Origin of the sequence: Pseudomonas sp. B20 (assembly GCF_020515755.1) — a bacterium.
GTDB lineage: Bacteria > Pseudomonadota > Gammaproteobacteria > Pseudomonadales > Pseudomonadaceae > Aquipseudomonas > Aquipseudomonas syringae.
In genome coordinates this window covers 483,784-504,776 of record NZ_JAHPJG010000001.1, presented here as the reverse complement: position 1 = coordinate 504,776, position 20,993 = coordinate 483,784, and the positions used below count along the sequence as shown (strand labels likewise).

Sequence of the window (20,993 nt, the reverse complement as noted above, 5' to 3'; positions counted from 1 at the left end):
CAAGCGTCGAAAATCGATCCGATCAGCCCTCGCCACGCAGTGTCTTGAGCTTCTGGATCACGGTCGCGGCTGATTGTTCGCCGAGCAGTTGTTCGCGCATCTTGCCCTTGTCGTCGATGATGTAGGTCACCGGCAGTGCCTCGGAGGGCGGCAGGCTGTATTGCTCGGCTGGGTCCTGAGCGAGCACGGTGAATTTGATGCCCAGTGCATTGGCAGCGCTTTTCAGTTCGTCGCCCTGCAGGTTGTCGAAGTTGACCCCCAGCACGGTGACTTTCTGGTCCTTGAGCTGCTCGGACAATGCATTGAACTCCGGAACCTCGGTACGGCAAGGGCCACACCATTCGGCCCAGTAGTTGACCACTAGCCAGTGCCCCTTGATGCGCTCGCTGGCGACCTTCTGGCCATTCTGATCATTGCCCAGGTCCACGCCACATCCGCTGAGCAGCAAACTGCCGAAAAGTATTACCGCTGCTGTTAATCGCCTTGCCATTTGCTTGTTTCCTCGCCCCGTTCAACCTGCAATTACTTATACCCAAGCCACGACTATTGACCATTCGATATGTCGGACAGTGCCATCGCTGGTTAGAATACGCCACCCCACACAAGATGCGACGTGCAAATGACCGATCTGACGCTGTATCACAACCCGCGCTGCAGCAAGTCCCGCGGCGCGCTGGAACTGCTTCAGGCCCGCGGCCTGACGCCGGACATCGTCCTGTACCTGGAAACCCCGCCCGACGCCAACCGTGTGCGCGACCTGCTCGGCAAGCTGGGCATCGGCGCCCGGCAACTGCTGCGTACCGGCGAGGACGATTACAAGCGACTCAATCTGGCCGACCCGAGCCTGAGCGACGAGCAACTGATCGCCGCCATGGCCGCTCACCCCAAACTCATCGAACGGCCGATTCTGGTCGCTGGCGACAAGGCTGTCATTGGCCGCCCACCCGAGAACATTCTGGAGCTGCTGCCGTGAGCACACCCTACATTCTGGTCCTCTATTACAGCCGCAACGGCTCCACCAGCGAAATGGCCCGGCAGGTTGCCCGCGGCATCGAACTGGGCGGCATGGAAGCACGGCTGCGCACCGTACCTGCCGTTTCCGCCGACTGCGAAGCGACCGCCCCCGAGATTCCGGAAAGCGGTGCGCTGTACGCGACCCTCGACGACCTGAAAAACTGCTCCGGCCTGGCGCTGGGCAGCCCGACGCGCTTCGGCAACATGGCCGCGCCGCTGAAATATTTCCTCGACGGCACCAGCAACCTGTGGCTGACCGGCGCACTGGTCGGTAAACCCGCTGGCGTCTTTACCTCCACTGCCAGCCTGCACGGTGGTCAGGAAACCACGCTGATGTCGATGCTGCTGCCCCTGCTGCACCACGGCATGCTGATCATGGGCCTGCCCTACAGCGAATCGGCGCTGCTGGAAACCACCGGGGGTGGTACGCCCTACGGTCCCAGCCATCACGCCGGTGCCGACGGCAAGCGCGCGCTGGACCGTCATGAAACCGACCTGTGCCGCGCCCTGGGCCAGCGTCTGGCCAGGACCGCGATGCAACTGGACGCGCCGCGCAGCTGAATCGGCAGAGCGCCGGATGCTTTCAGTTAAATCGTAAACTTGCAGGGCAAGGGTCGGTCTGAACCCTTGTCCTGCCTGTTGAATTTCTTTGGAGAACCGATGCACGACTACAAATGGCTGAACGAGTATTGCCTGAATCGATTCGGCTCCGCCAAAGCTCTGGAAGCTCATCTACCCTCCCCCAAGACACCCAGGCAACTGCAAGCCATCAGCGCCGACCGCTACCTGTCGACCATGGCCCTGCGGGTTTTCCGCGCAGGCCTGAAACACAGCCTGGTAGACGCCAAGTGGCCAGCGTTCGAAGAAGTGTTTTTTCGCTTCGACCCGGAGAAAGTCGTGCTGATGGGCGCCGATCACCTGGAACGGCTGATGCAGGACGCGCGCATCATTCGTCATCTGGGCAAGCTCAAGAGCGTGCCGCGCAATGCGCAACTGATTCTGGACATCGAGCAGGAGCATGGCAGTTTCGGCAAATTCATCGCCGAATGGCCGGTCGATAACATCACTGGCCTGTGGCAGTACATCGCCAAACACGGCAACCAGATGGGCGGCCTGTCAGCGCCGCGCTTTCTGCGCATGATCGGCAAGGACACCTTCATTCCGACCTGGGATGTGGTGGCCGCCCTGAACGCGCAGGATATCGTCGACCGTGTGCCGAGCAGCAAACGCGATCAGGCGATCGTGCAGGACGTCTTCAACCAGTGGCACGCAGAAAGCGGTCGGCCGATGTGCCAGCTGTCAGCCATGCTGGCGTTCACCGTCAACCACTGAGTGCCGTCAGATATTGACCACATTGACGAACCGCGACGCAGCGGTTTCGTCGATGCGCAGGTTGCTGAAATCGAACAGGTTGCGGTCGGCCAACTGCGAGGGCTGCACGTTCTGCAAGGCGCGAAAGATGCTCTCCGTCCGGCCTGGCGTCTTGCGCTCCCAGTCCTGCAGCATTTCCTTGACCACCTGACGCTGCAGGTTCTCCTGCGAGCCGCACAGGTTGCACGGGATGATCGGAAACTGCTTGAGGTCCGAGTAGGCCTGAATGTCCTTTTCATGGCAGTACGCCAACGGACGAATCACCACGTTACGGCCATCATCGGCACGCAGCTTGGGCGGCATGGCCTTGAGCGAGCCATTGAAGAACATGTTGAGAAAGAATGTCTCGACGATGTCGTCGCGATGGTGACCGAGCGCCATCTTGGTGGCACCGATCTCGTCAGCGAAAGTGTAAAGCGTGCCGCGACGCAGCCGTGAACAGAGCGAGCAGGTGGTCTTGCCTTCCGGGATCAATTCCTTGACCACTGAGTACGTGTCTTTCTCGACGATGTGGTACTCGATACCCAGTTCTTTCAAGTAGGCAGGCAGCACGTGCTCAGGGAAGCCGGGCTGCTTCTGGTCCATGTTGACTGCCACGATGTCGAACTTGATCGGCGCGACCTTCTGCAGGTGCATCAACACATCGAGCATGGTGTAACTGTCCTTGCCGCCGGACAGGCAGACCATGACCTTGTCACCCTCTTCGATCATGTTGAAGTCGGCAACCGCTTCGCCGGCCAGCCGACGCAGACGTTTCTGCAGTTTGTTCTGATTGACTGAAAGGGTGCCCATTTATGGAAATATCCGCTGACGATAGCTTGAGAAAAGCCGGACATTTTACCCGTAACCGACCATTGGTTAAATATGCTGCGCCTGTACTGTTCAGACAGGCGACCACACTGGATCAAAAATGACCACCGGGCAGCTGGCCTGTTCAGAGCTTAGCCACATTGCGGCATACTTGGCGCACTGGAGAACCCTAAAGCATGCCCGAACAACTCAATTCTCGCGTCGAAACCTGTTACCAACAAGCCGAAGCCTTCTTCAAGCGCACCTTCAAACGCCCGGTGGTCAGTTTCCAGTTGCGCGGTCAGAAGGCCGGTGTGGCTCATCTGCATGAAAACCTGTTGCGCTTCAACCCACAGCTCTACAAGGAAAACGCCGAAGACTTCCTGCGCCAGACCGTGCCCCACGAAGTCGCGCACCTGATCGCCCATCAGTTGTTCGGTGGCAGCATTCAGCCGCACGGCGAAGAATGGCAATTGATCATGCGCGGCGTCTATGAGCTGCCGCCCAATCGCTGCCATACCTATGCGGTCAAACGGCGTAGCGTGATCCGTTACATCTACCGCTGTCCGTGCCCGGACAGCGACTTTCCGTTCACCGCGCAGCGTCACGGCATGGTTCGCAAGGGACGGCGCTACCTGTGCCGTCGCTGCCGCGAGCCTCTGGTGTTCAGCGGCGAGACGCGCACGGAATAGTCCTCCGATAAACGGCAGGCATAAAAAAACCCATCCGAAGATGGGTTTTTTATGGCCTGAAGGGTATCAGACAGTCTTGGTGGTGTTCACCGCAGCGCCTGGAGTCGGGCCTTCGGCAACGCCGAGGTCGTCTTCAGGGCGGGTTTCCAGAATGGCGGAGCCACCGGAAGTCAGCTCGGACTGCAGCTTGTCGGTGTCCAGCTCGCCGACCCACTTGGCAACCACAACGGTAGCAACAGCGTTACCGACCAGATTGGTCAGGGCGCGGGCTTCGGACATGAAGCGGTCGATACCCAGAATCAGCGCCAGACCGGCAACCGGCAGGTGCCCCACGGCCGACAGGGTCGCAGCCAGTACGATGAAGCCGCTACCGGTTACGCCAGCAGCACCTTTGGAGGACAGCAGCAGCACCAGCAACAGGGTGATCTGGTGCGTGATGTCCATGTGCGTGTTGGTTGCCTGAGCGATGAACACGGCGGCCATGGTCAGGTAGATCGAGGTACCGTCCAGGTTGAACGAGTAGCCCGTCGGGATAACCAGACCGACCACAGACTTCTTGGCACCCAGGCGCTCCATCTTGATCAGCATGCGCGGCAGGGCCGATTCCGAAGAAGAAGTACCCAGTACAATCAACAGCTCTTCACGGATGTAGCGAATCAGCTTGAAGATGCTGAAGCCGTGAGCGCGGGCGATAGCGCCCAGCACAAACACGACGAACAGAACGCAGGTGATGTAGAAGCAGATCATCAACTGACCCAACTGCACCAGCGAGCTGACGCCGTAGGCGCCGATAGTGAAGGCCATGGCACCGAACGCACCCAGCGGCGCCAGCTTCATGATCATGTTGATGATGTTGAACATCACGTGGGCGAAGCGATCGATGAAGTCCAGAACCGGCTTGCCGTAGGCACCCAGGCGATGCAGCGCGAAGCCGAAGATCACCGAGAACATCAGCACTTGCAGGATATCGCCGTTGGCAAACGCGCCGACGATGGTGTTCGGAATCACGTTAAGGATAAAGCCGACGATGCTCTGGTCCTGACCGGCCGTGACGTAGGCGGCGATCTTCGAAGCGTCGAGCGTGCTGACGTCGATGTTCATGCCGGCACCCGGCTGAACAACGTTGACCACGATAAGACCGATCAGCAGGGCAATGGTCGAAACAACTTCGAAGTACAGCAGCGCGTAGCCGCCAGTCTTGCCGACCGACTTCATGCTCTGCATGCCAGCGATACCACTGACGACGGTACAGAAGATGATCGGAGCAATGACCATCTTGATCAGTTTGATGAACCCGTCACCCAGCGGTTTTAACGCCTTGCCGGTGTCCGGGTAGAAGTGACCGATCAGGATACCGATGACAATCGCTACGATTACCTGAAAATAGAGGGATTTGTAGATGGGCTGACGAGTCGTCATTGCAGTTTTCCTCAAGGGCGTCGTCGGCATCTTCACCTGATGCGCGCGAGCCTATAAAGCGCTAACCCTCCTGCACTGGAGGGATTTGTTTTGTCGAGCTGCGCAAGGCAGGTCTCTGCCATATAGATAGCAATACGCGTGCCATGGAGTCATTTTGATATCAAAACCCCGCAGTATAAGGCGCGCACTGGTAACGGTAGCCGGGATCCGACAGGAGAGGTGGCGGTTTTCCGCCGTATGATGGGAAAAACAGGCACACAGTGGCGGGTATCCGCCGCCTGACGAAGCCCTTTCTGCGCGTCGCTTGATCAAACTCCCGTTTGAGTACGCGTATCAAATGTAGCGCATTACTAAAATGTCGCAGGTCGAAGCGGTTTAAGCGGTCACTGCGCCAGAATAAGCGGCCTTCCCACACCTTTGTCTGACCTTGAATCTCGCACCCGTAAACGCTTTCGCTCAAAAATCATTGCCCTAGTCTCTTCATTATTTTAAAAAAATGGGGCACCCTTGATGCGTGTTGCGATGTCTTAATTATGAACTCCAAAGGAGTTCATATCGTCAGCCAAACCAATCCTGACGCACTCGCACGGCAAATTGCCACCACGCCTGCGAGATCTCGAATTACTGATGCAAGCTTTTGTGAAATCCTTAAATCATAAATTTCACAGCACAAGGAGTGACGTACATGGATGAAAGGCTTTTACCTCGTACTGCAGCAATGTTACGAGGGCCCAGCAGCCAAGCAGGTCTGCTTGGCCAAGGACAAAAGTCCTTTCCCAGCGAGCAGCCGACTCCGCGAACCTCCGCTCTCATGACGTTTGGTGGCTACTACGCTATTGACGATGTCAGCGCTGCAATGGTCCTTATCAATGAGCTAAAGGATCCAGACGCCAATCTGAATGAAACAGAATCGAAGTCATCAGCCCTTTTCTTGAGAGATATTATTGCAAATCTGCGAACCGGATTGGATATTTCAGCTGAGGCATTAGCGAATCTTCAAAAAGAAGCGATGAGCATTCCTGTAGTTGGACCGTTATTATTTTCCTCCAGCAACCTACCTGGTACAGCTGCCAGTGTAGGCGGAATGATTTCCGCGGCCTCAAAGACGAAAAAAGTTTCGGACTTAATGGACCTTCCGTCCGGACTACAAAAAAAACTGAATGCCTGGGCGAAAACCAAAGGCTCAGAGAACTTCAGCAAAGTTAACAAAAAGTTCAAAGGCAGATTCAAGATTATAAGAATCAACGGAATGCTTCATTTGGAAGTACCTCTAACAGCAGAAGCGATCAGGTATAGAATATTTGGTGCCAATGCGGGTCAGGCTGTACATATCCCGACCACAGGTACTGCAAAAGCTTTAAACTCTTCTGCACGACTAAATTCGGAAGGAGCCCGAGGAGTCCCAAAACTTATCGGTGGTAACATAATAGGATTTGCTTTGGCTGTAGGCCCCCAAGCCTACATGGATGCCACAAGTTCAAGCTCTATGGGGGAGTTCTTAGATAAGTCCGCAGACACGCAACCTACTAATCTCGCAGCCTTCGGCGCTGGATATATAGCCACTGTCATGATAGGAGCAAGCGCACCACTTGTAGTAATCATTGGTGCCGGGCTAATAGCCGGATTGGCGGCGCAGTACTTTATGGGAGACTCCGGCTGGGACAAATCTATCGCGGAGCGTTTAAAGCAGTGGAGAGCAGCAGCATGGTAGATACACAACCCAGCTCAATCAGAAAAGTACTTTACGCCAATACTATTTTACTTTATTTCTTTATATTTATTCTGTCATCCAAATCCCCCTTTCTGCTGTGGCTTGCAGTGGGCTCTCTCTTTGTATTTCTGGGTCGCACGCTGTTTTTGATTTATGTCAACGAGCGCTTCTCTGCTTTTGCTGCGCAGTTTTATGCCGTCATACTGCTAACATTTACCATTATAAGCGTCGGAAGTACTTACACCGTATCAAAAAATGATTTCCATCAAGATACCTTCACTGCAGCGCTCTGGGCGTGCCTTCCTTTATTGCTTGTGCTGATTGGGTTCCTGATAATCGTCAAAAGCCGCTTCAACCATGAAGCACTTCCTTTCAAGACCCACAATGGTAGAGTCATCACAGAGCACACTAGCTACAATGTACAAAGCGGAATAATAGCTGGCGTGACCACACTGATTTCCAGCATCATTCTCAAAACGTTCGGAGCGGCCAGCACAGGCCTTTTAGTCGGCTTCGCCTCAATAGTACTAACACTGTATCTGATGTTTCATTACCGATTCGCCATACGCGGTTTGATCGTACTCATGCAGAAAGAAAAAAATAATGCGCCTTACACGTTCGCAAACATTGAAGAGATTCGCGAAGCACGTAGCAAGTGGTGGCTAAGTCGACTATTTAAATGGCTGGCTTCCCATCGTAAGAAGCCAGGCAACTGATACGCAATTGGTGATGATTATCATCGGTTCAGTGATGACAAACGCGGAGCTTAACTTCAGAAAATTGAAACGTCGGGCGAGATTCTTGACGCGCTCCTGCCCTCACTGCGCCAGAAAATGAATCCTGAACGCCGCGCCCCCCATTGGGGAATCGCCCAGCGTCAGTTGCGCGCCGTAGCTTTCGATGATGTCCTTGACCACCGCGAGGCCGATGCCTTGCCCGGGGTTCTGGCGGTCCAGCCGTTCGCCGCGCTCGAGAATGCGCGCACGCTGGCTCTGCGGGACGCCGGGGCCGTCGTCTTCGACGCACAGTTCATCGCCGGTCGTCGAGCGCGTGAAGCTGACGCGCACTTCACTCAGGCACAGCCGATAGGCGTTTTCCAGCAGGTTGCCGAGCATTTCCAGCAACGCGCCCTCTTCCATATGCACCTGACAGTGCTCGGGCAGGTCCAGCGTGGCCTTGACCTGTTTGTCGCGATACACCTTGTCCAGCGTGTTGCACAGGCTTTCGACCACGGGTCGCAGCATCACGTGATGCCGCACCAGACCGCTCTTGCGCAGGCTGGCCCGTTGCAGTTGATAGCCGATCTGCTGGCTCATGCGCTCGATCTGCGATTGCAGCACCCACGCCTGCTCGACATCCTCGGGGCGCTTGGCGATGTTCTCGCTTACGCCCTGCAAGACCGCCAGCGGGGTTTTCAGGCTATGCGCCAGGTCGTCCAGAGAGTCGCGGTAACGGATCCGCTGCTCACGCTCGCTGCGTAGCAGGCGGTTGAGGGAGTCGGTCAGGCGCAGCAGTTCGCTGGGGTGTTCTTCGCTGAGGCTGTCGCGCACACCGGATTCCACCTGATCCAGTTCCTGGCTCAAGCCGCGCAGGGCCCGCAGCCCCCAGGTCAGGCCCATCCACAGCAACCCGAGCAGCACCGCCAGTGCTGCGCCAAAGCCCAGATAAAGCTTGCGGCGCAGACCGTCGATGGTTTCCTGATAGCCGCGCAACGGTTGCACGGCAACGATACTGAATGCGGCATTGCGCCCGCCGAGCAACCGGATCTCGACGTCATAGACGAAATACTCATCGCCATTGATTTCCTTGATCTTGGTGAACTCGCTGCCCTGCCCGTCATATTGCGGGCGGTAGTCGATGTTCTCGCCTTCGGTCGACAACGAGCGCCAGACCATCTGCCCCTGGCGGTTATAGATGTAGCCCAGCAGACGGCTGCCGGGCAGATTGAATTGTTCGCCCGGCAATACCGAGGGCATTAACAGATGGTCGTTTTCGACGCGAGCCGCCGAAATCATGGTGGTGACATCAGAGGCCAGGCGTTGCTCGATCGCTCCGCGTAGCGCTAGGCTGAACGCCCCCTGCAGTGCAGGCAGCATCAGCAGCATGAAGATCACCGCCAGCGTGGCGGCGCCCAGCATCAGGCGCAGGCGAAGCGAACGAATCACGTACAGCGCTCATTGAACAGATAGCCCATGCCGCGCACGGTTTCGATAGGTTTGAAGGCCACGCTGCTGTCCAGTTTGCGACGCAGACGACCGACCAGCACTTCGATCACGTTCGGGTCGCGCTCGTCGTCATCGGGGTACAACTGCTCCATCAGACGCTCCTTGGGCACCACTTGCTGGTGATGGAGCATCAGGTACTCAAGAATGCGGTATTCGTAGGCCGTCAGCGCCAAGGGCTGCTCGGCCAGGGCGGCGTGCTTGCGATTGAGGTCCAGCAACAGCGGGCCAGCCGTTATTGTTGACTGGATGAAGCCGCTGGAACGCCGTAACAAGGCGTTCAGCCGTGCCTCCAGCTCTTCGAACTGGAAGGGTTTGACCACGTAGTCGTCAGCCCCGGCCGCCAGCCCTTCGACCTTGTCCTGCCAGTTACCGCGCGCGGTCAGGATCAGGATCGGAAAGGCCTTGCCCAATGTGCGCAACTGGCGAATCAGGTCCAGGCCGCCGATGCCCGGCAGGCCCAGGTCGATCACCGCCAGGTCGTGATTGAACTGCGCGACCTGATACAACGCCTCTTCAGCGTTGGCCACCGCCTCCACCACATGCCCGGCTTCGGTCAGACGGGTTCGCAGGTGGTGGCGCAGCAGCGCTTCATCCTCAACTACCAACAACTTCATGCAGCTCTCCCAGGCACAATCGCAGCCTCAAGACAAAGAATGAAACGACATCGTCGCATCAGTACTCAACAGGCGGGCGCTGACGGGCACGTGTTGTGTCACATCATAGCTGCCCAGCAGGATTTCGCGGCTGACAGGCGCACCATTGTGAGTGCCCGTCAGGCTGCCGTAAACCGGTGGCGAATAAAGCGTCCCCGCCGAGACATTGGAATGCGCCTGCTCCCCGAGCGCGTGTCCCCAACTGTTGGTATCGTCAAGCCTTTCGCTGGTCTTGCTGAATTCGATACGGGCCACGTCAAGCCGACCATCACCCGCCTGCACCGCAGCACTGCCGCCCAGAAAAGCCAGGGCCAGGAAAAACTTGTTGAGATTCAACATATCAACTCCTTTTGCGCTCGGGGACGCTGTCAAGGTATGGGCCAACAGTAATCGCGCCGGGCTGAACCCCGACTGAACACTGCATGAACCGGCGCTGAACAGTCATCCACACCCTGTGCAGCAGAATCGGCTATGGTTGTTTGCGACTTCAAAACATCAACAAGGAGCTGACCATGCGTGTGTGGATTGCAATGATCATGATGGGTCTGACCGGCCTCGCCCAGTCGGCGATCAAGACCGAGCAGATCGATTATAAAAGTGCCGACGGCACCAAGCTGGTGGGCTATTACGCTTACGACGACGCTGTAAAAGGCCCGCGCCCTGGCGTCCTGGTGGTTCACGAATGGTGGGGCCTGAACGATTACGCCAAGCGCCGCGCCCGCGACCTGGCTGCGCTGGGCTACAGCGCGATGGCCATCGACATGTACGGCGAAGGCAAGAACACCGAGCACCCGAAAGACGCGATGGCCTTCATGCAGGCCGCGCTGAAGGACAGCGATGCCGCCAACAAGCGTTTTGACGCCGGGCTGGAGCAATTGAAGAAGCAGCCACAAACCGATCCGAAAAAGATCGCTGCTATCGGTTACTGCTTCGGCGGCAAGATCGTGCTCGACGCAGCACGCCGCGGTGAACCGCTGCTGGGCGTGGTGAGTTTCCACGGCGCACTGGTCACCAACACTCCTGCAAAACCGGGCATCAAGGTGCCAATGCTGGTCGAACACGGCGCCAAGGACAGCATGGTCACCCCTGAAAACGTCACCGCGTTCAAGAAGGAAATGGACGACGCCAAGGCCGACTACAAATTCGTCAGCATCGACGGCGCCAAACACGGCTTCACCAACCCCGACGCCGACCGCCTCAGCCACGGCGAACACGGCGGCCCGGACATCGGCTACGACAAGGCCGCCGATGAGAGCTCCTGGGCGGACATGAAGGTGTTTTTCAAGAAGATATTTGGTTGAGCGATAGCTGACACTACGCGTCCACCCGAGTCTGGGAGGACGCGGAGCGTCCAGAAAGGCATGCGACGCAGAGCGCCGCACGATAGTTGAGATCATCGTTCCGCACGTTATGCGTCAATACCAGCGCTGAATATCGATCAAACCGCGCTGCCCCTCATAATCACGAGCGCTGGAGTATCTCCAATGCCCACCGACGTCCACATAACCTCTCTTTACCGGGTTGTGGTGAATGTAATCGAGCTTCTGCCGCATAACCTTTTCATTCCACACAAGCTCGGCATGAGCTCCTTCCTGCCAGACCTGATAAACCCTGTCACTCTTGTGCAAGCGCTTGACGAACCGCAGGCGCTCCAACGTGCTCTGGGCCTTGGCGTTCTCGAGTGCTTCGATTATCTGTCGGGCCGTAAAAGACTTGAAACTGTTCACACATTTGCCCAAGGCGGGTGCTTGGGCGACGAAGTGCAAATGGTTTTCCAGAACGACATACCCGAAGAGCTGCAGGCCTTGATGAGCCTGTTGATAGCGCCAGGCGTTGAACAGAATGTCTACCAGAACAGGCCGGGTAAAAAGCGGTAGCCATTCCACCACTGTGCAGGTCAGGAAGTGAGGTTTTTCAGGTTCGGTGATGGTGTATCGACTCCGGCCCATGTGTTCATCCTTGAATCATCAGAGGCGCGAAAGGTACATCGCTGCTTGGTAAGTACGGAATGATGAAAGTGTGACGAGTTTTTTGCCCTGCACCGGCAAGAGGACGCAGAGCGTCCGGAAAGGCATGCGACGCAGAGCGTCGCACGATAGTCGAGGTTATCGTTCCGCACGCTGTAGCATCCGCACGATAGGTTAGCGTTCCGCGCGCTGTAGCATCGGCACGATAGTTACTGCTAGTGCCCTTCCCTCCAACCCATTCCCCCGGCAAAATGCCGCACATGACTCGACTATCCCAACTACCCACCTGCTGCCCGGAACTGATCCGGCATTGGCCGTTGCCGCAAGCCTTGCCGGGGGCGGTACTGGTGAGTGGGCATTTTGATCCGCTCAAGCTGGTCGACGGCGACTTTCAGCGTTGTGAGCTGCAAATGCCGGCGAGCATTCAGCGTTCGGTTGCCAAGCGCCAGACTGAATTCCTCGCCGGTCGTCTCTGCGCCCGCGAAGCCATGCGTCAGCTGGATGGCCGCCTGCATGTTCCAGCAGTGGGCGAAGACCGTGCGCCGATCTGGCCTGCTGATGTCTGTGGTTCGATCACTCACAGCACCGGCTGGGCGGCTGCCGTGGTTGCGCACAAGCAACAGTGGCGCGGGTTGGGGCTGGACACGGAAAACCTGCTGAGCCACGACCGCGCCTCGCGGCTGGCCGGGGAAATTCTGACAGCGGCCGAGCTGGCAGAGATGGCGGCGGGTCCGGAAGATCAGATCGCACTGCGCGTGACCCTGACCTTTTCGATCAAGGAAGCGCTGTTCAAGGCGCTCTACCCCATCGTGCACAAGCGCTTCTACTTCGAAGACGCGCAACTGCTGGAATGGTCCGCCGACGGCCGCGCCCGACTACAACTGCTGATCGACCTGTCCAGCGAGTGGCATGCGGGCAAGGAGCTGGACGGTCAGTTCAGTGTGCAGGACGATCACCTGTTGAGCCTGGTCGCCGTCGAAGGTTGATCAGCCGGGCAGCGGACAATGCTCGCAACGCCCAACCCACTCGACCCGATGACTCAGGCAGCACACACGCCGCTGCCTGCGTGGTTCACCGCCCTGCGCCTGCGGCACATAACGCACGGCCTGAAACAGAGGATTAGCGTGCCCGTCCGGTCTTTTCTTCTCGCTTAACAGCGCCAGCCCCGCAGCCAGCGACACATCACTGCAGGTGGTCAGTTGCGCAAGGCAGCCTTCCAGATAATCCCCGGCGCTGCTCCACAACACAGCAGCCGGCAGTCCGCCATAAGCGCTCAGAGAAGTAATGAAGGGCTGCAGATTGTCATCGAGCAATCCGGCAAAGCGCTGAAACGGATCAACCGGCATACCCCGCCAGACGCGTCCCTCCCCCGCCAGCCTGACGCCGCTCGGCACGCCGCGCTCATCCAGCGCCAGCGCCACCTGCTCAAGCTGCAACGGCCAATGCCAGTCATGCACCAGGCTGGCGACCAGCACCGGCGGAATCAGTTGCATGAAGTAAAACTTGGCCCATTGTGACACCAGCACCGGCAATTGATCAGGCATCAGCTGCGGCCCGTAAACACTCAGCAGCATCTGATCAAGACGCTCGGGGCGCAGCAGATCAGGCAACATCACTACCGGGCGTGCATCATCCGTCGTCAGCAAGGTCCGCCCGAACCGCGCAAATGGCCCGGCAAACAACGGCAAGCTCAACGCGGCACCTGCGTGCGCGGCCAGGTCAGGCTGAAGCACGCCCCGCCCAGGCTGACGCTATGCCCGATCAGCGCGCGGCCTTCATGCCAATGGATGATCCGCCGCACGATCGACAAACCCAGCCCATGCCCGCCCGAGGCTCGGGTGCGGCTGTCATCGATGCGCATGAACGGCGTGAAAATCTGTTCCCATGCCTGCTCCGGAACGCCAGGACCATCGTCGTCCACGTCGATACGGCACTGCTGCGTCTCCAGCCGATAACTGATGCGCACCTCGTTGTCGGCATGGCGCAGCGCATTGCTCACCAGGTTCTGCACGGCGCGATGCAGGTAGCGCGGCTCGCCCTCGACCCAGGCAGCCTCGCCCTCTTCGGCCCTCAGGCATTCGCCCCGCGAAACCCTTACGTCGGCGCGCAATGGCGCCAGTTCGGCGATCACCTGATCAATCAGCGCATCCAGATCGACACGCTGGAAATTCAGGTTAGGCGCGCCTTGCTCAAGACGCGCATAGGTGAGCATCTCATCGACCAGCTTGTCGAGGTCCTGAATATCGCTGTCCATGCCGATCATGTATTTGCGCCGCGCCTCGGGAGTCGCGGCGTCGCTGACCATCTCCAGACCGAAACGCAGACGCGCCACCGGCGTGCGCAGTTCGTGGGACACCGCGCGCACCAGTTCGCGCTGGATCATCAATGAGCGCTGCAGGTGTTCGGCCATGCTGTTGAACGCCGCTGCCACACGCCCCACCGAGTCGGAGCCCTCGGTCGGCACGCGGGTTTGCAGACTGCCCTGGGCAATCTGCGTGGCCGCCGCTTCCAGCTCCAGCACCCGTCGCTCCAGACGCCGCACCAGCAAGTACACCACCAGACCGATCAGACACAGCCCCATCAAGGCGATCAGCAGCAGCCAATGCAGCGGATAAGGGTTCATCTGGTACAGCGGGCCGATTTCCAGCACCCAGTTGGTGTCGACGATCCCGGCCAGCACGCGGATCGAATCGCCGCCCTTGCCCAGCGCCATGACCGTATCGCCTTCATAGACGCGGCGGCGCTGGTCATCGTCCAGATCCGCCTGATCCAGCGCCAGCAGGTGCAGGTCGAAACCGAACCCCTTGTCGCTGCGCAGGGCCTGCAGGCGCGCCGGTTGCTCGTCGACCGGAAAGCGCACCAGTTCATCGATCAGCAGGTAAATAGTGGCCCGCGCCAATTGTTCGGTGATCTGCTGCACTTCGCCGGTCAGCAACAGCGGCTCCTTGTCGCTCAACTGACGATAAACCCTGGCAGCGTGCGGCCCGATCTGTTCGACCACCACCTTGCCGCGCGCCAGTTGGCCCAGTGCGCTGCTGTCCAGGTGAGCCTGCTCAAGGGTTTGCAGGCTCAGGGGAATGCCCAGCAGGCGCTCCCAGATCGCCAGGGCGCGGCGCCGTTCGATGCCATCGAGCGGCACCAGATTGTCGGCCATGATCGTAAAGGTGCCGTGAGCCAGGCGCTCGCGGTACTGCTCGCCGCGCGACTGGTTGAGCACATGCAGGGCCAGCACGCCGAGCAGCGCGACCAGCACCAACACGCCCAGCACGCCACCGTAGATGCGCAGAAAGATCGAATTCATCAGGTCAGCCGCTGAACACGTGGCCGCTCATGTCCTGCGCGGCTTCGGGCACAAACAGATAGCCCTTGCTACGCACGGTCTTGATCAGACGCGGATGAATGGGGTCGTCGCCGATTTTCGGGCGGATACGCGAGATACGCACATCGATGGAGCGATCCTGCCCGTCGTACCCCACGCCGCGCAACGCGGTGAAGATCTCTTCGCGGGACAGCGTGCGCCCGGCGTTGGCCACCAGCAGCCACAGCAGGTCGAACTCGGCACCGGTCAGCTCGATGCTCTGCTCGCGCAGCCAGGCCTCACGCAGTGCGTTGTCCACCACCAACGGGCCGAACACCAGACGGCGCAGCTCGGCAGCCGGAACCTGCGGCGCTTCACTGCGGCGCAGCAAGGCTTTGATACGCGCCAGCAGCACGCGCGGATGCACCGGTTTGCAGACGAAATCGTCGGCGCCGGTGTCGAGTCCTTCTATATGGTCGGTGTCATCGGTGCGCGCGGTGAGCATCAGAATCGGTCCGTCGTAACGCTCACGCACGCTGCGGCAGATGCTGAAACCGTCCTCGCCGGGCAGCATCAGGTCGAGAATCACCAGATCCGGCTGCTCGGCGATGATCCGCGCCGCCGCCAGCGCGCCGTCGCCTTCGATGCTCACGCGCATGCCGTGGTTCTGCAGGTAGTCGCTGGTCAGTTCGGCCAGTCGCTGATCATCCTCGACGATCAGCACGTGCCAGGTGTGTGGTTCCACAGCCATCTTTCCTTGTCGTTATCGACCGCTTTCTGTTTTTGCAACGCAGGGGTTGCGGCACCACGTCGCAGGCCAGTGTAGCAACCCTTGCGCGGATCACACGCCACCGCACGCGGCATAGCACATGACATGCCAGAACGGCCTTGCAGCGGCGTTTTTTTGTGATAGGGTTCGCGCCCTCAAAAATCATCAGTACATCGCCAGTGCCTACAAAAATCGGTGACAAACGGTCACGATCCAGTAGTTATGCGGCCTACACGCACGGTGTGCGATTCATACACAAACTACACACACTTTATCCACAAGCGGTGCGTTGCAATTCATGTCCAAAACGCATTATCTTGTAGCCCAGCGACGAGGCACACCCTACATGTGGGGTTTTGAATAAAAACGCCAGCACAACTCAAATGGGAAATTCAAGCATTTTTGTTGCGTCTTAGGGGTTGAACTTCAGGCCAGTTTAGGCACCAAGACGCTCGCGCATGAGCCAGAGCCATCCCATACACGTTTTGCAACATCGAACACGCACTCTTGATCAGATTTTCGAAGGATCGGGCATAGCCCGGTCCTTTTTGGCTTCAAAACCTGGAAGCGGCGACAGACCCCGCTTTCACCTTCGTTTTGGAGCCCTTTGGTCGCCTCTTGCGACTGACTGCTCTAAACGAAATGGTGGGCAGCAATGCCCGAACAAACTTAAAGAACGTGGAGTCACACATGCAAACAGACACAACTCGCGAGAACTCGCCGACCGGCGCGCCGCAGGCAAGCCAGACCCAGCAGGATCTGTCTGCCACTGCCCCCGGTCAACTGCGCGTGATCAAGCGTAACGGTACTGTCGTTCCCTACACGGACGACAAGATCACCGTTGCCATCACCAAGGCGTTTCTTGCAGTTGAAGGCGGCAATGCTGCTGCCTCGTCGCGCATCCATGACACCGTTGCCCGCCTGACCGAACAGGTCAGCGCGACGTTCAAGCGTCGCATGCCTTCGGGCGGCACCATCCACATCGAAGAAATCCAGGATCAGGTCGAACTGGCGCTGATGCGTGCCGGCGAGCAGAAAGTAGCTCGCGACTACGTCATCTACCGTGACTCGCGCGCCAAGGAGCGTGCCGTTCGCGCCCCCGAAGAGCAGGTCCAGGCTCACCCGTCGATCCGAATCACCCGCGCCGACGGCAGCTTTGCGCCGCTGGACATGGGTCGTCTGAACACCATCGTCACCGAAGCGTGCGAAGGCCTGGCGGAAGTCGACGCCGACCTGATCCAGACCGAAACCCTGAAAAACCTGTACGACGGCGTCGCGCTGAAAGACGTCAACACCGCGTTGGTGATGACCGCCCGCACCCTGGTCGAGCGCGAGCCGAACTACTCGTTCGTCACCGCCCGCCTGCTGATGGACACCCTGCGCGCCGAAGGCCTGGGTTTCCTCGGTGTCGCCGACAGCGCCACCCACCACGAAATGGCCGACCTGTACGCCAAGGCGCTGCCTGCCTACGTCACCGCCGGTATCAAGTTCGAACTGCTGAACCCTGTGCTGGCCGAATTCGACCTCGAAAAACTCGGCAAGGCGATCAACCACGAGCGCGACCAGCAGTTCACCTACCTGGGCCTGCAAACCCTGTACGACCGTTACTTCATCCACAAGGATGGCGTGCGTTTCGAACTGCCGCAGATCTTCTTCATGCGCGTGGCCATGGGCCTGGCAATCGAAGAGAAAGCCCGTGAAGACCGCGCCATCGAGTTCTACAACCTGCTGTCGTCGTTCGACTACATGTCGTCGACCCCGACCCTGTTCAACGCCGGCACCCTGCGTCCACAGCTGTCCAGCTGCTACCTGACCACCGTGCCGGATGACCTGTCGGGCATTTACCACGCTATCCACGACAACGCCATGCTGTCCAAATTCGCAGGCGGTCTGGGCAACGACTGGACGCCGGTTCGTGCGCTGGGCTCGTACATCAAGGGCACCAACGGCAAGTCGCAAGGCGTCGTACCGTTCCTGAAAGTGGTCAACGACACCGCCGTTGCGGTCAACCAGGGCGGCAAGCGCAAGGGCGCTGTCTGTGCCTACCTGGAAACCTGGCACATGGACATCGAAGAGTTCATCGAGCTGCGCAAGAACACCGGTGATGACCGTCGTCGTACCCACGACATGAACACCGCCAACTGGATCCCTGACCTGTTCATGAAGCGCGTCTTCGACGACGGCCCGTGGACCCTGTTCTCGCCCTCCGAAGTACCGGACCTGCACGACCTGACCGGCAAGGCCTTCCAGGAGCGTTACGAGTACTACGAAGCGCTGACCGAATACCCAGGCAAGATCAAACTGTTCAAGACCATCCAGGCCAAGGATCTGTGGCGCAAGATGCTCTCGATGCTGTTCGAAACCGGCCACCCTTGGCTGACCTTCAAGGACCCGTGCAACCTGCGCAGCCCGCAGCAGCACGTGGGCGTGGTTCACAGCTCGAACCTGTGCACCGAGATCACCCTGAACACCAACAAGGACGAGATCGCGGTCTGCAACCTGGGCTCGATCAACCTGCCGAACCACATCGTCGACGGCAAGCTGGACACCGACAAGCTCAAGCGCACCGTCGATGTAGCGGTACGCATGCTCGATAACGTGATCGACATCAACTACTACTCGGTACCGCAGGCCAAGAACTCCAACCTGCGCCACCGTCCGGTCGGCCTGGGCATCATGGGCTTCCAGGACGCGCTGTACCTGCAACACATCCCGTACGGCTCCGATGCTGCCGTGCAGTTCGCCGATACTTCCATGGAAGCGGTCAGCTACTACGCGATCCAGGCGTCCTGCGACCTGGCCGACGAGCGCGGTGCCTACGAGACGTTCCAGGGTTCGCTGTGGTCCAAAGGCATCCTGCCGCTGGATTCGCAACAGATCCTGATCGAGCAGCGTGGCGAGAAGTACATCAGCGTCGACCTGAAGGAAACCCTGGACTGGGCGCCGGTACGTGCCCGTGTGCAGAAAGGTATCCGTAACTCGAACATCATGGCCATCGCACCGACCGCCACCATCGCCAACATCACTGGCGTGTCGCAGTCGATCGAACCGACCTATCAGAACCTCTACGTGAAATCGAACCTGTCCGGCGAATTCACCGTGATCAACCCGTACCTGGTTCGCGACCTCAAGGCCCGCGGCCTGTGGGACTCGGTCATGATCAACGACCTGAAGTACTACGACGGTTCGGTGCAGCAGATCGAGCGCATCCCGCAGGAGCTCAAGGAGCTTTACGCGACGGCCTTCGAAGTGGACACCAAGTGGATCGTCGACGCAGCAAGCCGTCGTCAGAAGTGGATCGACCAGGCTCAGTCGCTGAACCTGTACATCGCTGGCGCTTCGGGCAAGAAGCTGGACGTGACCTACCGCATGGCTTGGTACCGTGGTCTGAAAACCACTTACTACCTCCGTGCCCTGGCCGCGACCAGCACCGAGAAGTCCACCGTCAACACCGGCAAGCTCAACGCAGTATCGAGCGGCGGCCACGGCCCGGACGACTCGGCGATCACCGCCCCGCGTCCAACCGAAGCAGCACCGGCCGGCCCGGCCCCAGTGCCAAAGGCTTGCGCAATCGACGAGCCGGATTGTGAGGCTTGCCAGTAAGGCAACCCACCTCGCCCCCACAGCGCGTTTAGAACTGTGGGAGCGAGCTTGCTCGCGAAGAGGCCGGTAAGGGAAACCTACCCTTACCGCCCGCCTCCTGACCCAAAGGCCTCAAAAGCCAAAAATTCATGTTCCTTGCGCGCAACACCTTAAAAGCAAGCAACACCCCCTCTGGATCCAACAGGCCAGTCCACCCGACTGACCCTCAAGCAGGAGAAGTACACCATGCTGAGCTGGGACGAATTCGATAAAGAAGACGGCGAAGTAGTCGCCAAAGCGACCAACGCCGGCCACGCCAACGAAGCCAACATGGACCGCCTCGACAGCGCCGGTGGCCTGGCTGCACAAGAAGCCCGCGCCGTTACAGCCGCCGACTCCGCTGCCCTGATCCGCGCCAAGAAAGCGCTGGACGCACTGGACGTCGCTGAAGGCCTGGCCGAGCTCGAAGGCGCCAGCGCCCGCGTCGCCGTTGACGAAAAAATGATGATCAACTGCCGCGCCGACCTCAACCAGCTCGTACCTTTCAAGTACGACTGGGCCTGGCAGAAGTACCTGGACGGTTGCGCAAACCACTGGATGCCGCAAGAAGTCAACATGACCGCCGACATCGCCCTCTGGAAAAACCCGGAAGGCCTGACTGACGACGAGCGCCGCATCGTCATGCGCAACCTGGGCTTCTTCTCCACTGCCGACTCGCTGGTTGCCAACAACCTGGTGCTGGCCGTGTACCGCCTGATCACCAACCCGGAGTGCCGCCAGTACATCCTGCGCCAGGCCTTCGAAGAGGCGATCCACACCCACGCCTACCAGTACTGCATCGAATCGCTGGCCATGGATGAAGGCGAGATCTTCAACATGTACCACGAGATCCCGTCGGTCGCCAAAAAGGCAGCCTGGGGCCTGAAGTACACCCGTTCGATCTCCGATCCGAAGTTCGAAACCGGCACCGTCGAAACCGACAAAGAGCTGCTGCGCAACCTGATCGCCTACTACTGCGTACTGGAAGGCATCTTCTTCTACTGCGGCTTCACCCAGATCCTCTCCATGGGCCGCCGCAACAAGATGACCGGCGTCGCCGAGCAGTTCCAGTACATCCTGCGCGACGAGTCCATGCACCTGAACTTCGGCATCGACGTGATCAACCAGATCAAAATCGAAAACCCACACCTGTGGGATGCCGAGATGAAAGAAGAAGCCACGCAGATGATCCTGCAAGGCACCCAGCTGGAAATCGAATACGCCCGCGACACCATGCCCCGCGGCGTACTCGGCATGAACGCGGCGATGATGGAGGACTACCTGAAATTCATCGCTAACCGTCGCTTGAGCCAGATTGGCTTGAAGGAAGAGTATCCAGGGACGACCAACCCGTTCCCTTGGATGAGCGAGATCATGGACCTGAAGAAAGAGAAGAATTTCTTTGAGACGCGGGTTATTGAGTATCAGACAGGTGGGGCTTTGAGCTGGGATTGATTCGCATTA

20 protein-coding genes are annotated in these 20,993 nt (G+C 58.7%); 10 read left to right on the top strand and 10 right to left on the bottom strand.

The genetic code is table 11. The annotated features are described in order from the left end of the window. Positions 1–22: 22 nt before the first annotated feature. The gene (locus tag LIX91_RS02190) at positions 23–490 is read right to left on the bottom strand and encodes a TlpA disulfide reductase family protein (RefSeq protein ID WP_004416738.1); all 468 of its coding nucleotides are present in this window, start codon (positions 488–490) and stop codon (positions 23–25) included. A 129-nt stretch (positions 491–619) separates the two neighbouring features. On the opposite strand from LIX91_RS02190, the gene arsC reads away from it, so the two are divergent. The 3 genes from arsC (at position 620) to LIX91_RS02175 (ending at position 2,346) form a co-directional block, all read left to right on the top strand. Continuing rightward, positions 620–973, top strand: a complete 354-nt coding sequence (gene arsC / locus LIX91_RS02185) for an arsenate reductase (glutaredoxin) (RefSeq protein ID WP_226487914.1) — start codon at positions 620–622, stop codon at positions 971–973. Next, positions 970–1,575 (top strand): NAD(P)H:quinone oxidoreductase, encoded by a 606-nt coding sequence (wrbA, locus tag LIX91_RS02180; protein WP_103696747.1) that lies wholly within the window; start codon positions 970–972, stop codon positions 1,573–1,575. The genes arsC and wrbA overlap by 4 nt, the downstream gene beginning before the upstream one ends. 99 nt (positions 1,576–1,674) lie before the next feature. Then, entirely contained in the window at positions 1,675–2,346 is a 672-nt protein-coding gene (locus tag LIX91_RS02175) for a DNA-3-methyladenine glycosylase I (protein WP_003314590.1), read from the top strand. Positions 2,347–2,352: 6 nt separating this feature from the next. Here LIX91_RS02175 and ttcA read toward each other — a convergent pair whose 3' ends face one another. Then, on the bottom strand, positions 2,353–3,177 hold the full coding sequence (ttcA, locus tag LIX91_RS02170) for a tRNA 2-thiocytidine(32) synthetase TtcA (RefSeq protein WP_046270442.1): 825 nt from the start codon (positions 3,175–3,177) through the stop codon (positions 2,353–2,355). Positions 3,178–3,371: 194 nt separating this feature from the next. Between ttcA and LIX91_RS02165 the strand changes: the two genes are divergently transcribed. Then, a complete protein-coding gene (locus tag LIX91_RS02165) occupies positions 3,372–3,866 on the top strand; it encodes a SprT family zinc-dependent metalloprotease (RefSeq protein WP_003314586.1) in 495 nt (164 codons plus the stop codon). A gap of 66 nt (positions 3,867–3,932) precedes the next feature. Here the strand turns inward: LIX91_RS02165 and LIX91_RS02160 are convergent, their stop codons facing one another. Beyond that, complete coding sequence (locus LIX91_RS02160; RefSeq protein ID WP_100073549.1) at positions 3,933–5,285, bottom strand: dicarboxylate/amino acid:cation symporter; 1,353 nt, start codon at positions 5,283–5,285, stop codon at positions 3,933–3,935. Between the two features lie 685 nt (positions 5,286–5,970). On the opposite strand from LIX91_RS02160, the gene LIX91_RS02155 reads away from it, so the two are divergent. Beyond that, entirely contained in the window at positions 5,971–6,996 is a 1,026-nt protein-coding gene (locus LIX91_RS02155) for a hypothetical protein (protein ID WP_226487913.1), read from the top strand. Further along, positions 6,990–7,712: a hypothetical protein gene (locus LIX91_RS02150; RefSeq protein ID WP_103696750.1), complete on the top strand. Its 723-nt coding sequence runs from the start codon at positions 6,990–6,992 to the stop codon at positions 7,710–7,712. The genes LIX91_RS02155 and LIX91_RS02150 overlap by 7 nt, the downstream gene beginning before the upstream one ends. A gap of 102 nt (positions 7,713–7,814) precedes the next feature. On the opposite strand, the gene LIX91_RS02145 is transcribed toward LIX91_RS02150, so the two are convergent. From LIX91_RS02145 to LIX91_RS02135, 3 genes are read right to left on the bottom strand one after another with little or no spacing between them, the layout of a single operon-like run. Next, positions 7,815–9,161, bottom strand: coding sequence for an ATP-binding protein (locus LIX91_RS02145; RefSeq protein ID WP_004416732.1), 1,347 nt, complete (start codon positions 9,159–9,161; stop codon positions 7,815–7,817). Then, complete coding sequence (locus LIX91_RS02140) at positions 9,158–9,835, bottom strand: response regulator (protein WP_003407750.1); 678 nt, start codon at positions 9,833–9,835, stop codon at positions 9,158–9,160. Before LIX91_RS02140 ends, LIX91_RS02145 begins: the two co-directional genes overlap by 4 nt. A gap of 27 nt (positions 9,836–9,862) precedes the next feature. Continuing rightward, on the bottom strand, positions 9,863–10,213 hold the full coding sequence (locus LIX91_RS02135; protein ID WP_003363261.1) for a hypothetical protein: 351 nt from the start codon (positions 10,211–10,213) through the stop codon (positions 9,863–9,865). Positions 10,214–10,386: 173 nt separating this feature from the next. Here LIX91_RS02135 and LIX91_RS02130 point away from each other — a divergent pair, with 173 nt between their 5' ends. Further along, complete coding sequence (locus LIX91_RS02130; RefSeq protein WP_226487912.1) at positions 10,387–11,175, top strand: dienelactone hydrolase family protein; 789 nt, start codon at positions 10,387–10,389, stop codon at positions 11,173–11,175. Positions 11,176–11,289: 114 nt separating this feature from the next. On the opposite strand, the gene LIX91_RS02125 is transcribed toward LIX91_RS02130, so the two are convergent. Further along, positions 11,290–11,823 (bottom strand): REP-associated tyrosine transposase, encoded by a 534-nt coding sequence (locus LIX91_RS02125; RefSeq protein WP_226487911.1) that lies wholly within the window; start codon positions 11,821–11,823, stop codon positions 11,290–11,292. A gap of 278 nt (positions 11,824–12,101) precedes the next feature. On the opposite strand from LIX91_RS02125, the gene LIX91_RS02120 reads away from it, so the two are divergent. Further along, a complete protein-coding gene (locus LIX91_RS02120) occupies positions 12,102–12,827 on the top strand; it encodes a 4'-phosphopantetheinyl transferase (RefSeq protein ID WP_202950180.1) in 726 nt (241 codons plus the stop codon). Here LIX91_RS02120 and fhuF read toward each other — a convergent pair whose 3' ends face one another. From fhuF to LIX91_RS02105, 3 genes are read right to left on the bottom strand one after another with little or no spacing between them, the layout of a single operon-like run. Then, positions 12,828–13,574: a siderophore-iron reductase FhuF gene (gene fhuF, locus LIX91_RS02115; protein WP_103696752.1), complete on the bottom strand. Its 747-nt coding sequence runs from the start codon at positions 13,572–13,574 to the stop codon at positions 12,828–12,830. Next, entirely contained in the window at positions 13,532–15,142 is a 1,611-nt protein-coding gene (locus tag LIX91_RS02110) for an ATP-binding protein (RefSeq protein WP_103696753.1), read from the bottom strand. Before LIX91_RS02110 ends, fhuF begins: the two co-directional genes overlap by 43 nt. A gap of 4 nt (positions 15,143–15,146) precedes the next feature. Next, positions 15,147–15,890 carry a response regulator gene (locus LIX91_RS02105; protein ID WP_226487910.1) on the bottom strand — a complete coding sequence of 248 codons (744 nt, stop codon included), beginning with the start codon at positions 15,888–15,890 and terminating at the stop codon, positions 15,147–15,149. 708 nt (positions 15,891–16,598) lie between these two features. Here LIX91_RS02105 and LIX91_RS02100 point away from each other — a divergent pair. Together LIX91_RS02100 and LIX91_RS02095 are read left to right on the top strand one after the other, a co-directional pair. After that, a complete protein-coding gene (locus LIX91_RS02100; protein WP_003418215.1) occupies positions 16,599–19,511 on the top strand; it encodes a ribonucleoside-diphosphate reductase subunit alpha in 2,913 nt (970 codons plus the stop codon). A gap of 225 nt (positions 19,512–19,736) precedes the next feature. Beyond that, positions 19,737–20,984, top strand: coding sequence for a ribonucleotide-diphosphate reductase subunit beta (locus LIX91_RS02095; RefSeq protein WP_002554639.1), 1,248 nt, complete (start codon positions 19,737–19,739; stop codon positions 20,982–20,984). Positions 20,985–20,993: the final 9 nt, after the last annotated feature.

Excerpts from the sequence above, each read along its gene's own strand:
- LIX91_RS02190 (WP_004416738.1), bottom strand. The coding sequence starts at position 490 with ATGGCAAGGCGATTAACAGCAGCGGTAATACTTTTCGGCAGTTTGCTG.
- LIX91_RS02160 (WP_100073549.1), bottom strand. The coding sequence starts at position 5,285 with ATGACGACTCGTCAGCCCATCTACAAATCCCTCTATTTTCAGGTAATC.
- arsC (WP_226487914.1), top strand. The coding sequence starts at position 620 with ATGACCGATCTGACGCTGTATCACAACCCGCGCTGCAGCAAGTCCCGC.
- LIX91_RS02120 (WP_202950180.1), top strand. The coding sequence starts at position 12,102 with ATGACTCGACTATCCCAACTACCCACCTGCTGCCCGGAACTGATCCGG.
- LIX91_RS02140 (WP_003407750.1), bottom strand. The coding sequence starts at position 9,835 with ATGAAGTTGTTGGTAGTTGAGGATGAAGCGCTGCTGCGCCACCACCTG.
- LIX91_RS02130 (WP_226487912.1), top strand. The coding sequence starts at position 10,387 with ATGCGTGTGTGGATTGCAATGATCATGATGGGTCTGACCGGCCTCGCC.
- LIX91_RS02155 (WP_226487913.1), top strand. The coding sequence starts at position 5,971 with ATGGATGAAAGGCTTTTACCTCGTACTGCAGCAATGTTACGAGGGCCC.
- LIX91_RS02100 (WP_003418215.1), top strand. The coding sequence starts at position 16,599 with ATGCAAACAGACACAACTCGCGAGAACTCGCCGACCGGCGCGCCGCAG.
- LIX91_RS02150 (WP_103696750.1), top strand. The coding sequence starts at position 6,990 with ATGGTAGATACACAACCCAGCTCAATCAGAAAAGTACTTTACGCCAAT.
- LIX91_RS02110 (WP_103696753.1), bottom strand. The coding sequence starts at position 15,142 with ATGAATTCGATCTTTCTGCGCATCTACGGTGGCGTGCTGGGCGTGTTG.
- LIX91_RS02165 (WP_003314586.1), top strand. The coding sequence starts at position 3,372 with ATGCCCGAACAACTCAATTCTCGCGTCGAAACCTGTTACCAACAAGCC.
- LIX91_RS02135 (WP_003363261.1), bottom strand. The coding sequence starts at position 10,213 with ATGTTGAATCTCAACAAGTTTTTCCTGGCCCTGGCTTTTCTGGGCGGC.
- LIX91_RS02125 (WP_226487911.1), bottom strand. The coding sequence starts at position 11,823 with ATGGGCCGGAGTCGATACACCATCACCGAACCTGAAAAACCTCACTTC.
- LIX91_RS02175 (WP_003314590.1), top strand. The coding sequence starts at position 1,675 with ATGCACGACTACAAATGGCTGAACGAGTATTGCCTGAATCGATTCGGC.
- ttcA (WP_046270442.1), bottom strand. The coding sequence starts at position 3,177 with ATGGGCACCCTTTCAGTCAATCAGAACAAACTGCAGAAACGTCTGCGT.
- LIX91_RS02105 (WP_226487910.1), bottom strand. The coding sequence starts at position 15,890 with ATGGCTGTGGAACCACACACCTGGCACGTGCTGATCGTCGAGGATGAT.
- LIX91_RS02095 (WP_002554639.1), top strand. The coding sequence starts at position 19,737 with ATGCTGAGCTGGGACGAATTCGATAAAGAAGACGGCGAAGTAGTCGCC.